The 13143-nt window shown below is 60.5% G+C and carries 9 protein-coding genes and 1 pseudogene; 3 read left to right on the forward strand and 7 right to left on the reverse strand.

The window, feature by feature from the left end; translation table 11 throughout:
* Window positions 1–143: 143 nt before the first annotated feature.
* From NCHU2750_RS24275 to NCHU2750_RS24285, 3 genes are read right to left on the reverse strand one after another with little or no spacing between them, the layout of a single operon-like run.
* The gene (locus NCHU2750_RS24275) at window positions 144–1205 is read right to left on the reverse strand and encodes a sugar ABC transporter substrate-binding protein (protein WP_119944380.1); all 1062 of its coding nucleotides are present in this window, start codon (window positions 1203–1205) and stop codon (window positions 144–146) included.
* The gene (locus NCHU2750_RS24280; RefSeq protein ID WP_119944381.1) at window positions 1202–2215 is read right to left on the reverse strand and encodes an ABC transporter permease; all 1014 of its coding nucleotides are present in this window, start codon (window positions 2213–2215) and stop codon (window positions 1202–1204) included. The genes NCHU2750_RS24275 and NCHU2750_RS24280 overlap by 4 nt, the downstream gene beginning before the upstream one ends.
* On the reverse strand, window positions 2205–3698 hold the full coding sequence (locus tag NCHU2750_RS24285; RefSeq protein ID WP_119944382.1) for a sugar ABC transporter ATP-binding protein: 1494 nt from the start codon (window positions 3696–3698) through the stop codon (window positions 2205–2207). Before NCHU2750_RS24285 ends, NCHU2750_RS24280 begins: the two co-directional genes overlap by 11 nt.
* Before the next feature lie 98 nt (window positions 3699–3796).
* On the opposite strand from NCHU2750_RS24285, the pseudogene NCHU2750_RS24290 reads away from it, so the two are divergent.
* A pseudogene (locus tag NCHU2750_RS24290) lies at window positions 3797–4378 on the forward strand (IS3 family transposase); the annotation flags it as partial.
* Between the two features lie 199 nt (window positions 4379–4577).
* On the opposite strand, the gene NCHU2750_RS24295 reads toward NCHU2750_RS24290, so the two are convergent.
* The 4 genes from NCHU2750_RS24295 to NCHU2750_RS24310 all read right to left on the reverse strand — a co-directional run bounded on the left by NCHU2750_RS24295 (window position 4578) and on the right by NCHU2750_RS24310 (window position 9578).
* A complete protein-coding gene (locus NCHU2750_RS24295; RefSeq protein WP_119944383.1) occupies window positions 4578–6884 on the reverse strand; it encodes a xanthine dehydrogenase family protein molybdopterin-binding subunit in 2307 nt (768 codons plus the stop codon).
* A complete protein-coding gene (locus NCHU2750_RS24300; protein ID WP_119944384.1) occupies window positions 6881–7870 on the reverse strand; it encodes an FAD binding domain-containing protein in 990 nt (329 codons plus the stop codon). The genes NCHU2750_RS24295 and NCHU2750_RS24300 overlap by 4 nt, the downstream gene beginning before the upstream one ends.
* Window positions 7867–8400, reverse strand: coding sequence for a 2Fe-2S iron-sulfur cluster-binding protein (locus NCHU2750_RS24305; protein ID WP_119944385.1), 534 nt, complete (start codon window positions 8398–8400; stop codon window positions 7867–7869). The genes NCHU2750_RS24300 and NCHU2750_RS24305 overlap by 4 nt, the downstream gene beginning before the upstream one ends.
* Window positions 8401–8555: 155 nt before the next feature.
* Window positions 8556–9578 carry an XdhC family protein gene (locus tag NCHU2750_RS24310; protein WP_119944386.1) on the reverse strand — a complete coding sequence of 341 codons (1023 nt, stop codon included), beginning with the start codon at window positions 9576–9578 and terminating at the stop codon, window positions 8556–8558.
* A gap of 225 nt (window positions 9579–9803) precedes the next feature.
* On the opposite strand from NCHU2750_RS24310, the gene NCHU2750_RS24315 reads away from it, so the two are divergent.
* Window positions 9804–10400 (forward strand): TetR/AcrR family transcriptional regulator, encoded by a 597-nt coding sequence (locus tag NCHU2750_RS24315; RefSeq protein ID WP_119944387.1) that lies wholly within the window; start codon window positions 9804–9806, stop codon window positions 10398–10400.
* Window positions 10401–11029: 629 nt separating this feature from the next.
* Window positions 11030–12757 (forward strand): ubiquinone-dependent pyruvate dehydrogenase, encoded by a 1728-nt coding sequence (gene poxB / locus NCHU2750_RS24320; protein WP_119944388.1) that lies wholly within the window; start codon window positions 11030–11032, stop codon window positions 12755–12757.
* Window positions 12758–13143 lie beyond the last annotated feature (386 nt).

Here is a 13143-nt window from a genome sequence, read left to right on the forward strand (position 1 = left end):
TCGTCGTTCTGGTGTTGGCGCGGGCAGGCCCGACGTCCTCTTTGTTGCGGACGCCTCGCCCCGAAGAGCGAAGCGGATTATCGGGGGGCCGCCCGGATGTCCGGCGCGATGCCACGAAACATCCTGACCTTGGGCTCTGGGCCTTACTCGCTCTGAGCCTTCAGCTGATACTTGGCGAGGACCGCAGCCAACGTCTTCTTCTCGCGGTCGGCGGACTGGTCGAGGTAGGCGGCAACGTTCGACTTGTCGACGAGCGTCGTCTCCAGCACCGTGTGGGGCTCGGCAGGCGCCTGGCCGGTGGCGAGCTTGTAGGAGAGTGCAATCGCCGTGGCGCCCATTTCATAAGGCACCTGGTCGATGGTGAAGCTCATCTGGCCGTCCTTGATCGCCTGGAAGGCGTCCGGCGTGCCATCGAAACCGCCGAGCAGGACCTTGCCGGCGAGGTTCCGCGCCTTCAGGGCTTCCAGTGCGCCGAGCGCCATCGTGTCGGATGCACCCCAGATCGCCTTCAGGTCCTGATGCGCCTCGAGGACGTTCTCGGTGACCGTCTGGCCCTTGGAGCGGTCGAGGTCGGCGTTCTGCGATGCGACGATCTTTGCCTGCGGGTTGGCGCTCAGCCCCTGACGGAAACCGTCATGCCGCATGGTGATGATGTCGCGGCCGGGAGGGCCCTGCAGCATGGCGACCGAGCCGCCACCCGACAGCGCCTTGGCGACATAGGCTCCCGCCAGTTCGCCACCCTGCTTGTTGTCGGCAATGACCGAGGCATCGACATCGGTGCTGACATTGATGCCGTCGGTGACGACCTTGATGCCCTGGTTACGAGCTTCCTCAATCGCCGTGTTGATGCCGTCCGTGCTGGTCGGATCGATCTGGATGACCTTCGGCTGGCGGGCGATCAGGTTCTCGATTGCATTGATCTGGGCGCTCGGAGCAAAGGGTGTCGAGGCCGGATTGGTGACCAGCGTCAGATCCACGCCGAGGGCCGCTGCCATGTCCTTGGAGCCCTTCGCAAAGGATGCGTACCAGGGATTATTGAGGGTCGGGATGCTCTGCGCGATCTTGATCTTGTCGGCGGCATCGGCCGTTCCGGCGAGACCGGCGACGAGCGCCGACACGAGGCAGGACGTGGCCATCCCGGCGCGCAGGGCATGTCGCCATCCGCGCTTGTAATTCGGAATGGTGCTTACGGTAGTGCTTGTCATTTGGTTTTCCTCCTATCCAAAGCGACAGCAGCAAGAATGAGTCCCCCGACGAAAAGTCCCTGGTAGTAGGGGGAGACGTTCATGAGGTTGAGACCGTTGTTGATGACGGTCATCAGCAGGGTGCCGATCACGGCACCGATCATTGCGCCCTTGCCGCCGCTGAGGCTCGTACCCCCGATGACGACGGCGGCGATGACGGTCAGTTCGATGCCGAGGCCGGCCGTGGGTTCTCCGGAATTCTGGCGCGCGGTGAGCACCACGCCGCCCATGCCGGCAAGCAGGCCGTTGACGCTATAGACGATCATCTTCCAGCGGCGGGTATTGATGCCCGACAGGTAGGCGACATGCTCGTTGCTGCCGATGGCCGTGGCATAGCGTCCGATCAGGGTCTTGTGCAGGACGATGGCGGCGACGACGACGACGATGGCGGCGATGATGACGGGCACCGGAATGGTGCCGACCATGCCCTGGCCGATCCAGGTGAAGCTCTTCGGCAGGCCGCTGATCGGCAGGCCGCCACTATAGGCCAGCGCCAGGCTGGAGCCGATCGTCATCGTGCCGAGCGTGGCGATGAAGGGCGGGATGCGGATGTAGGAGACGACGAAACCGTTGACGAGGCCGAAAACGCCACCGACAGCCAGGCCGGCCAGGATGCCGACGACCGCCGGAGACCCGGAACTGAGGACACCCGCTGTGACGATCCCGGCCACAGCGACGACCGAGCCGACCGACAGGTCGATGCCGGCGGTGACGATGACGAAGACCATGCCGGCTGCGAGGATCGCCGTGACCGAGCTCTGCCGCAGGATGTTGAAGAAATTGTACTGCGAGACGAAGCCATCGGCGAGAATGCCGAAGACGACGCAGACGATCAGCAGGCCGATGACGGAGCGGCCCTTTTCGATGATGGACAGCAGTTGCGCACCCGTGGATCTGCGTTCCGTACCGCCATCACCCGGCGTGGCAGCCGCGGCAAGCGACTGTGAGTAATGAGCATTTTCAGAAGGCATGTTCCATAACCCTTTCCTCGGTCAGGTTCGTGTTCTTGAGCGCCGCGCTGATGCGCCCCTGTCGCATGACGACGATCCGGTCGCTGAGAGCGATCAACTCCTCCGTCTCGGACGACACGACGATCACGGCCGCGCCTCGCGCGGCGGTCTGGCGGATCATGTCCCAGATCCCTTCGCGGGCGCCGACATCGACCCCCTTGGAGGGTTCGTCGAACACGACCACTTCATAATCCTTCAGGAGCCAGCGGCCGATCAGCACCTTCTGCTGGTTGCCGCCGCTGAGAAGGCCGATGGCAATGTCCGTGCGGCGCGGCCTGACGTCGAAACGCTCGACGCATTCCTTCGCCATGCGCCTGACGGCCGCATCGTTGATGATGCCGAAGCGGGTGAGAGAAGCGATATGCGGCAGCATGACATTGTCCTGCACCGACTGGTCCAGCATCAGCCCTTCGGTCTTGCGATCCTCGGGGACCACGACGATGCCGAGTGCTTGCGTCTGGCTGGGGCTGCGCGGGTTCACCGTGCGACCGTTCAGCTTGATCTCGCCGCCGGTGATCGTGACGACGCCGGACAATGCATTGACGGCTTCCGTCCGGCCGGCACCGACCAGACCCGCCATGCCGACGATCTCGCCAGCACCGACATCGAGCGAGAATTCCCGCACCAATCCGTCCGTCGAAAGATTGCGGATCGACAGCTTGGCGGGCTTTTCGGTGTCCGGCGCGGTGTCCGGGCCAGCCGTTCCAAACTGATCGAGTGCCCTGCCCAGCATGGAGACGAGAAGCTGTTCGCGGCTGGTATCGGATGTCTTGACCGTCGTTACGTAGCGCCCGTCGCGCATCACCGTGATCCGGTCGGAGAGGGCAAAGATTTCCGACATTTTGTGGGTGATGTAGATGACCGAGATGCCCTTGGCGGTGAGCCGGCGGACGGCGGCGTGCAGGCCGGCGATCTCGCCCGATGACAGGGCGGCCGTCGGCTCGTCCATGATGACGATGCGGGCATTGCTGGCGAGCGCCTTGGCGATCTCGATGAGCTGGCACTCGCCGGTCGGCATGTCGCCGATCAATGTGGTCGGGCGAGTGCGGGTGCCGACCTCGATCATGGCATCGGCCGCCCGCTTGTAGATTTCGCCGCGGCGCATGAAGCCGCCGCTGGTCGGTTCCGAACCGAGCGCGATGTTGCTGGCGCAATCGAGCTCGGGAATGAGGTTGAGTTCCTGATAGACGGTGCTGACGCCGGCATGGATCGCCTCGCTCGGCGTGCGGAAGGAAACCTCCTTGCCGTCGAGCCGGATCGTGCCGCCATCAGGCCGGTACACACCGGCGATCATCTTGGTGAGGGTGGACTTTCCGGCACCATTCTCGCCCACCAGGGCAAGGACTTCGCCGGGGCGCAGGTCGAGGCTCACATTATCCACGACCGTTGTCGTTCCGAAGATTTTCGTGAGACCCGAAACTTCAAGGCGCATCTGATCTGTCATGCAGCCTCCTCCCTGAGATGCATCACCAACGTCTGTGATGCATCACGTATTACGCATCAGATATTTAGTCAACAGCTTTTTGGCCGATGGCAGAGCTCGACGAGAACTTCCAGGTCTATGGCAGGCGCAAAGTCTGGCGGCAGTTGCAGCGAGAAGGCGACGGACATCGTCCGCGGCACGGTCGCACGGCTTATGCGGTCGATGGGCCTGCAGGGGATCATTCGGGAAAAGCCGGTCCGCACGACATTCTCGGACAAGGCAGCCCCGAGCCCGCTCGACCGGGTAAACCGCCGGTTCAAAGCCCCAGCACCCAACAGTAGGCACTTCATGATCGGTGTCCCGCTCTTGGCGGCGGGCTCATGCACCGTTCGGACAGGGGCGTTCAACACGTGCCCATCCGGTACTCCGAGCGGCTGTCAGAAGCTGGCATAGAGCCTTCTGTCGGAAATGTCGGCGATGGTGATGACAATGTCCTCGCCATAGCGATCAACGGTCTCTACAAGGCCGAGGTCATTCATCGGTGCGGGCCATGGAGGAACTTCGAAGCACTGGAATTCGCCACTCTGGAATGGGTCGACTGGTTCAACCACCGACGACTTCTGGAGCCCATCGGAAACATACCGCCAGCCGAAGCTGAAGAACGCTACTACGCGATGCTGGACGAACCAGCCATGGCCGCATAACTCAAACCAATCGGCCTCCGGCGAACTGAGGCGGTTCAAAGCGGGCCTAAGACGGTCTACCGCGACATGCGGTTGGAGAGCAGGATCTTCTGATCCAGGCCAAAGAGCAAGATTTTCGTCGCGCGGACAGGCAGCGACAAGAAGTGCGCTGCCTGTATTTTGTTATCATCGAAACAAGGCAGGACCCTGCGCCTCGTTACATGCTGGCCGGCGCGTTCGACATCATCTTGTCCAGCGTGATCGGAAGGTCGCGAACGCGAATGCCGGTGGCGTTGTGGACGGCGTTGGCAACCGCTGCTCCAACACCGGTAATACCGATTTCGCCAATGCCGCGCGCGCCCATTGGTGCCTGCGGATCGGGTGTGTTGGTATAGAGGATATCGATTTTCGGAACATCCATCTGCACCGGCACGTGATATTCGGCGAGCGATGCGTTCACGATACGGCCGGTGCGCCCGTCGAAATTGGTTTCCTCGGTGAGAGCAAGACCGATGCCCATGACGATACCGCCCTTGAACTGGCTGGTCGCCATTTTTGCATTGAGGATCTGGCCGGCATCGAAGGACCCGAGAAAACGCGACACACGGATTTCACCGGTCAACGCGCTCACCCGCACCTCACAGAACTGCGCACCGTAGGAATGCATGGAGAACGCTTCCATTTCTGCAGGCGCCGGCGCGTCGGCCTGACAGACCAGCTCTTCGCGGCCCGCACGGGCGAGAATGGACTGATAGCTTTCGAAGCGATCGGGATCGTCGCGATGACCGAGGCCCCCATCCCGTGGTTCGACCTCGCCAAGCGACAGACCCGCGAGTGGCGAATCGTTGCCGGCGAGCTTGATCAACTCCTCGACAAACACTTCCGTCGCCGCGATCACCGCGCCGCCGATCGACGCCGTCTGGGTCGAGCCGCCGGCGATCACACCGCGCGGCAGGCTGCTATCACCATATTCAAAGGTGACGTTCTCCATCGGCACGCCGAGCCGGGCAGCAATATGCTGAGCCTGGGCCGTCGCCGTACCCATGCCCATGTCGTGCACGGCAGTCGACACGGTCACGTGACCATCGGCCGTCAGCCGGATCTTGGCCGCACCACCCGGAAAGCGATGGTAGGGATAGGTTGCGGTGGCGCAGCCCATGCCAATGAGCCATTCTCCCTCGCGGTTCTGCCGCGGCATCCGGCTGCGGTTCTGCCAGCCAAAACGATCCGCGCCGACCTCGTAGGCCTCAATCAGGTAACGCGACGAGAAGGGCTTGCCTGTGGTCGGGTCCTTTTTGGGCTCGATGCGGCGGCGCAGTTCGATCGGATCGAGGTCAAGTTTCTCCGCCAATTCATCCAGCGCACATTCGAGCGCGAATGTGCCAACGGATTCCCCCGGTGCTCGCATAAAAGTGTTGGCGAGCATGTCCATGTCGGCGACCTCCTGCGCCAGCTTGAACGCCCTGGCCGCATAAAGATGCCGCGCCGGGAAGGTAAACTGCTCCGGACAGGAATTGTGCAGTGTCATGGCCGCCGTACCGGTATGGATGAGAGCATCCAGCGTACCATCGGCCCGTGCCCCGAGCGCCACCCGCTGTTCCGTCACCGTTCGACCGCCAACGATGCGGAACACGCCTTCGCGCGACAACATGATGCGCACCGGCCGCTCGGCCAGTTTCGAGGCCGCAATGGCAAGGATCTGATGATCCCAAAGACACTTGCCGCCAAAACCGCCTCCGACATAAGGCGAGGTCACGCGCACCTTGCCAGGTTCCAGGCCAAAAATGTCGCCGAGTTGCCCAGCGGTCAGATCGAGCAACTGGCTGGCATCGTGCAAGAGTAGTTCGTCACCATTCCAGGCCACCGTTGCTGCGTGCAGTTCGATGGCGTTGTGGTTGTGACGCGGCGTCCGGTAGGTAAGATCCACCTTGACCTCGGCATTGGCGAGCGCCGTCTCGGCATCGCCGATCTCCAGCACGGGGGGCTGGCCGAGCAGAGTTTCCAGTTGTCGCGGCGTCTTTTTCGCCTCTTCGAAAACAGTGACAGCCGGCAGGCTGGCGTAGCGCGCCTTGATCAGGGAGGCGGCATAGTCCGCCTGTTCCTGTGTTTCGGCCAGAACGAGTGCGATCGGTTGGCCATTCCAATGGATCTCGTCATTCTGCATCACCGGCAGGTCACTGGCGCCGGCGGCGGTTGGCGACGACATCATCAACGATGGCGCTTTCATGCGCGGCGCGTTGCGATAGGTCATGACGAGGACGACGCCGGGCGCCGATTCTGCAGCCGCCACGTCGAGTTCGGTGATTTTTCCGCGCGCGATGCGGCTGAAGGCGAGTGCCGCATAACTGATGTTCTCATACGGAAACTCCGCGGCAAACCGCGCCTTTCCCTGTACTTTCAAAGGCCCGTCGATACGCGAGACGGGCTGCCCGAGAACGCCATGTTTGCGCAGCATCGGATCAGGCGTGAGGGCCGGCTGCCAGCGGCCCGGCTTGTTGGCTTCGGCTTGAGGTTGGACGCTCATGCGTTTTCTCCCTTCAGTTCGTCGAGGACGGCCACGATCGTGCGTTTCGCCAGTTCGATCTTGAATGCGTTTTCGCTGAGAGCGACGGCATCGGCGAGTTCGGCTTCGGCCGCAGCCCGGAAGCTTTCCACGCTCGCCATCTGCCCGATCAGTGCGGCTTCCGCCTTCACTGCGCGCCATGGCTTGTGAGCGACGCCGCCGAGCCCAAGTCGCACATCACGCACGATGCCGGCATCGTCGATATCGACAGCGGCCGCGACCGATATGAGCGCAAAGGCGTAGCTGGCGCGATCGCGAACCTTCCTGTAGGTCGAGCGGCGCGCAAAGCCGAGCGGCGGGATTTCGATTGCCGTGATCAGTTCGTCCGGATGCAGTTCCGTTTCGACCTCGGGGCGATTACCCGGCAGGCGATGCAGTTCGTTCAACGGTATGCTGCGGGTTCCAGTCGGCCCCTGCAGGTGGACCATCGCATCGAGCGCGACAAGCGCGACGCACATGTCTGACGGATGGGTTGCCACACAAGCATTGGATGCGCCCAGAATGGCGTGGTAGCGATTGAAGCCTTCAAGAGCATCGCAGGCGGTTTGCGGCTGACGCTTGTTGCAGCGAGCTGCATCGTCATAGAAATACCGACAGCGGGTGCGTTGCAGGATATTGCCGCCAACTGTCGCGACATTGCGGATTTGTGCACTTGCGCCGGCCAGAATCGAGCGTGACAATAACGGAAAGTCGGACCGCACAGCCGTATGCGCAGCCAGCGCTGTGTTCTTTGCCGCCGCACCGATCAGCAGGCTGCCATCGGCACGCTGTTCGATCTCGCCGGGCAGATGCGTGACGTCGATAAGTGTTTCCGGCTGCTCCACGGTCTCGCGCATGAGATCGACGAGGTTCGTACCTCCGCCGAGATATTTCGCGGCGGGACCGGCTCTCTTCAGGCTTATCGCTGAAGCGGCGTCCGATGCCTGCTGATAGGAAAAGATGTTCATGCCCGTACCCTTTCCTCGCTCGATGCTGCCGGGCGCTGCGCCAGCGTTTCGGAAATGGCCTCGACGATGCCGTTATAAGCCCCGCATCGGCAGAGATTGCCGCTCATGCGTTCGCGGATTTCACGCTCGTCGATCGGGATATCAACGGCGGCAAGATTATGGGTGACAACGCTCGGGATGTGGCGCTCGATTTCGCCGGCCATCCCGATGGCGGAACAGAGTTGTCCCGGTGTGCAATATCCACATTGAAAGCCGTCATGTTCGATAAAAGCCTGCTGTAGTGGATGGAGGTTGCCATGGGCGGCAAGTCCTTCGACCGTGGTGATGCGGCTGCCCTGATATTGGACCGCCAGAGCCAGACAGGAATTGATACGCTCGCCGTCCACCAGCACGGTGCAGGCACCGCACGCTCCCTGATCGCACCCTTTCTTGGTTCCCGTAAAACCGAGATAGTTGCGTAGGAGATCGAGCAACGACGTGCGGATATCCGCTTCGACCTCGATAACCTCCCCGTTGATGGTAAATTGCATAAGGACATCTCCTTTGGCTTGAAAGCGTTGGCGATGATGGACCGCAGCGATGAAACGAAGGTCTGCGGCTGGATGATCCACGTGAGGTTATATTTCTGCCCCCTGCGGATATTGAGTGGTCGCGATGCATAAGCCGCGGCGGGTATGATGTGTGCTCAGCCCGCCGACAGCGCGGCCTGACGACAGGCGGCAATATCGGCAATCACCGAGAGCGCCAGCGACCGGGCATCACGCGTATGGCCGAACAGGCCGATCGGTGCCTTGATGCTGTCGATGAGCGCCTGTGAATGTCCAAGATCACGAAGACGTTGCATTCGCTTTTCATGGGTTCGGGTGCTGCCCAGCGCGCCCAGATAAAACGGGTGAGCACGCAAAGCCGCATCAAGCACAGGTATTTCAAGCTCCAGATCGTGCTGCAGAAGTGCCACCGCCGTATCGGCGTCAATCAGCGTCTCGTCTGTCACCTCACCAACCGCTGCGTCATAACGGAGAATTTCATAACCCGCTGCCTGCGCCACTTTGGCAGCAATCTCGACTTCCAACGTGCGACCGGAAAGAAGGATCCTTACGGCCGGACGGTAAGAGGTCAGAAAGACCTCACCATTCCAGCCGGCATCCGCCTTTCCTGAAACGAAGGAAAGCGATTGGCTGCCGGGATTGTAAGATAGGCCGGTTCTGCGGCGACAGTGCAGGCCTTGCATCACTTGTCGAATAGGCCGAATTTCGCGCAGAATGTGAACCGCAACCGTCACCCCGCCTCCACATGGCAAGACGATATCAAAAAAAGGCGACCCTTCGCCCAGCATGACGAACCGATCATGTCCTTTCGAGATTGCCTGTATTGCTTCTGCGGCAACAGCCGCCTCGGTACAGCCGCCCGAGACATAACCGCAATAAAGCCCGTCATCGGCGACGGTCATATGCGCGCCCAGTGACCGCGATGAACCGCCACGGATTTCGACCAGCGTACAGAGCGCCACCTGTCGACCTGCCTCCACAGCCTGAATGGCAAAATTCAGTACGTCGACTGCGGAGTCTGTCGAAACGGCCTTGGCGGGCGCCGGAAAAATCCCGGCGGTATCCAGATTGGTGGCATCCGGTTCGAAATTGTTTGCCCGGTCAGGGAACGTGATCGGATGCTCTGTGTTTTCAAGACTTGGATGCGCCGATATCGTCATCACGTGCTCCTGCGGATCGCAGCAATGGTGAGTTCGAAAATCGAGATCGCCTGGTATGAGCGATCGAGGCGGATTGCCTTTGGGTGCTGCTTCAGGGTTTTGGGCATGACATCCACCACTTTCCTGATTACAAGTTGGATGGCACTCCGCATAATCGGAGGCGCCTCCGTTTAAACTTAGTGCCTGGCGAGTTTTCGTCAAGCCCTTGTGTGGGGTGGAATTTTTGTGACCAAGGAGCAGGCATCGCAACCGCAGAAGCGGCCGAGGTTACGCGCCGATGCACAGCGCAATCGCGTGAAGCTGGTCGAAGTTGCTGCTGACGCCTTTGCCGCACATGGCGCGGATGCTTCCCTTGAAGAGATCGCCCGGCACGCGGGCGTCGGTATCGGCACGCTATATCGGCACTTTCCGACCCGCGAGCATCTTGTCGAGGTCGTCTATCGGCGCGAATTGGAATTGCTGGCCACCGCCGCCACGGAACTCATGGTAGAAAAGACGCCCGATATAGCGCTTGAAGAATGGATGCACCGCTTCGTCAGCTACATGGCCGCCAAACGAGGCATGGCGAGCAGTCTGAAACTGCTGTTCACATCAAACGCCGCCCTTTTCACGGAGGGTTCGACGCTCATGAACGCCACATTTGACAAGCTCATGCGCACGGCAGCCGAAGCGGGCACAATAAAAAACGACATCGGAACGTCTGATGTTCTTTACACACTATTCGGAATCTACGCGATCCCGGACACACCCGATTGGCGTGACCGTGCGCATAGAATTGTGCGCCTGATCATGGACGGACTGCGAATTCGACCTGAAGCCTGATGAACGGGCAGGGTTAGTGGAGACAGAATTCGAGAGCGTTGCAATGAGCAACAAACTGGAGCTTCCCGATCAATCCGCCAAGCCCGGCATGTCGAGCTCGCCGATTACCGGTCTTAACATCCCTGGAGCCATGGACCATGTTGGCATACTGATCTAACTCGCCGACATGCCGCCATCACGGTCGACAATCTGAAGCGGTTCTCGGGGACCGGATCGGACGTGATAGCCTCCAAGACTTCAGGAGCGGCACCCGACTGAATGGCATCCAATAAGATTTCGCGCGTGTCCCGCTCGGACTGCAATTTCAGATAAAGCGCATGAATAATCTGATCTCTCAGATGGAGATTATCATCAGTAAAATCATCGATGCTTTTCGATCGCACGTTCATGTCTGAACGAGCTGGCCATCAAAATCTGGTTCCATTCGTCCGGGAAAATAGGCTGAAAATTCGTCGGCCAACCGATTGAGAGGAGGTGTGATGGTACGCGTCTACCGGAAATTGGGACAAAACCCCGCAATTCCGCTGTCCCAGGGGAATGTTCAGCGAGGAAAAGGGTTGGCACATGGACCTTGGAGACTAGGTGTTTCTATGACGCCACCGACACACTAATCTCCAAGGAGTATCCTGATGAAGTCCAAGGTTGCCGATGTGATGACCGAGATCCTGCATTCGGCAGGTGTCAAGAGGATCTATGGCGTCGTCGGCGACAGCCTCAATGGATTGACTGAATCCCTGCGCGGACGCGGCGATATCGATTGGGTCCATACGCGTCATGAAGAGACTGCCGCTTTTGCCGCCGGTGCCGAAGCGCACATTACCGGCGAGTTGGCCGTTTGCGCGGGAAGTTGCGGTCCCGGCAACCTGCACCTCATCAATGGGTTGTTCGACTGCCACCGATCGGGTGTCCCGGTTCTGGCGATCGCGGCACAGATACCGTCGGAGGAGATCGGCAGGGGGTATTTCCAGGAAACCCATCCCGATCAGCTTTTCCGCGAATGCAGCCACTATTGCGAGCTTGTCAGCCAGCCGGAACAATTGCCGGGCGTTCTGGAGGCTGCCATCAGAACCGCTATCGGCAAGCGCGGCGTCGCAGTCATCGTCATACCGGGCGATGTCGCTCTTGCGGAACTCTCGACAAAAATTTCCTCTCCGGCCGCGCTCCGGCTCGCCACGCCGCGCGTTGTTCCGGCTGAGGATCAGCTGGATAGCCTGCGGGCACTTCTGGAGGAAAGTTCAAGGATCACGCTCCTGTGCGGCCGTGGCTGCCAGGGCGCACACGACGAGGTCGTGGCACTCGCATCAAGGCTGAAGGCGCCTGTCGTTCACGCGCTCGGCGGCAAGGAATATGTGGAGTGGGACAACCCCTTTGACGTCGGCATGACCGGCCTGATCGGCTTCTCTTCCGGCTACAAGGCGATGCTGGAATGCGACACACTGATCATGCTCGGAACCGATTTCCCCTATCGCCAGTTCTATCCGACCGATGCGAAGGTCGTGCAGATCGATATCCGCCCCGAGCACCTTGGCCGGCGGACACCGCTTGATCTTGCGATCGTCGGAGATGTCAAGTCGACGCTCGGCGCGCTCCTGCCTCGGCTGGAGGATCGGTCGGACGGCAAGCACCTGGAACGTTGCCTTGCCGCCTATGAGAAAGCGCGGGAAGGATTGGATGATCTTGCGACCGGCAAGGCAGGTGGCACCATCCATCCCCAATATGTCGCGAAGCTGCTCAGTGAGCAGGCTTCCGAAGATGCCATATTTGCATTCGATGTCGGTACTCCGACGGTCTGGGCCGCGCGGTACCTCAAGATGAACGGGAAACGGCGGCTCATCGGATCACTGGTTCATGGCTCCATGGCCAACGCCCTGCCGCAGGCGATCGGAGCCCAGGTAGCCGAGAAGAACCGCCAGGTCATCAGCATGTCGGGCGATGGTGGCTTCACCATGTTGATGGGTGATTTCCTGACCTTGAAACAGGAAAACCTTCCGGTGAAAGTGATCGTGTTCAACAATTCTTCCCTCGGCTTTGTTGCCATGGAAATGAAGGCCGCAGGCTATCTGGAAACCGGAACCGACCTCGAAAATCCAGACTTTGCGGCCGTGGCACGTGCAGCCGGCATCCACGCGGTGCGCGTCGAGGATCCGGCGGAACTGGAGCGAGGCATCGAGGCCGTCCTGCGCCATCCCGGACCGGCACTGCTGGACGTCGTCACCAACCCGCAGGAGCTTTCCATCCCGCCCAAGATAAAGGCGGCCCAGGTAATGGGCATCAGCCTGTGGGCAGCGAAGGCAGTCATGAGCGGTCGCGGAGACGAATTGATCGACGTGACGAGGTCGAACTTCTTTTCGCGATAGGGCCTGATCGATAATGCAGCTGGCAGTGACAGCAAGTCACATGCCAGCTGTTCGGCATACGATCGTTGCTGAGTGGTGCCCGGCTCAGGGCCCCAATGTTCCGCATATTGGAAAACGAGTTTCGGTTTACGATTTCGTGAATTGCGACAATTCGTCCGCTTGCCTGCTTGTCTCAGCCTGCTGCTGCTCAATATCCCCTTTCATGAGAGGCTGGCATCCGGATCAGGGAGTTCCCGTCGGTGCCGGACAGGGTGCTGGTAACGCGGATCACCTGAGTTTTCCTCTCTGTCCGCATATTGCGCGACGCATCGCGCCCAGCAGGTCCGACAATACCAGCGCGTGAGGTGCGCGGCTCGGGTCTGCAGTGGAACCATCCCCCGCCTGAC

This window comes from Neorhizobium sp. NCHU2750 (assembly GCF_003597675.1).
Taxonomy (GTDB): Bacteria; Pseudomonadota; Alphaproteobacteria; order Rhizobiales; family Rhizobiaceae; genus Neorhizobium.

Coding starts and splice junctions, on each gene's coding strand:
- NCHU2750_RS24305 (WP_119944385.1), bottom strand. CDS start 8,400: ATGCAATTTACCATCAACGGGGAGGTTATCGAGGTCGAAGCGGATATC.
- NCHU2750_RS24280 (WP_119944381.1), bottom strand. CDS start 2,215: ATGCCTTCTGAAAATGCTCATTACTCACAGTCGCTTGCCGCGGCTGCC.
- NCHU2750_RS24275 (WP_119944380.1), bottom strand. CDS start 1,205: ATGACAAGCACTACCGTAAGCACCATTCCGAATTACAAGCGCGGATGG.
- NCHU2750_RS24285 (WP_119944382.1), bottom strand. CDS start 3,698: ATGACAGATCAGATGCGCCTTGAAGTTTCGGGTCTCACGAAAATCTTC.
- poxB (WP_119944388.1), top strand. CDS start 11,030: ATGAAGTCCAAGGTTGCCGATGTGATGACCGAGATCCTGCATTCGGCA.
- NCHU2750_RS24310 (WP_119944386.1), bottom strand. CDS start 9,578: ATGACGATATCGGCGCATCCAAGTCTTGAAAACACAGAGCATCCGATC.
- NCHU2750_RS24300 (WP_119944384.1), bottom strand. CDS start 7,870: ATGAACATCTTTTCCTATCAGCAGGCATCGGACGCCGCTTCAGCGATA.
- NCHU2750_RS24295 (WP_119944383.1), bottom strand. CDS start 6,884: ATGAGCGTCCAACCTCAAGCCGAAGCCAACAAGCCGGGCCGCTGGCAG.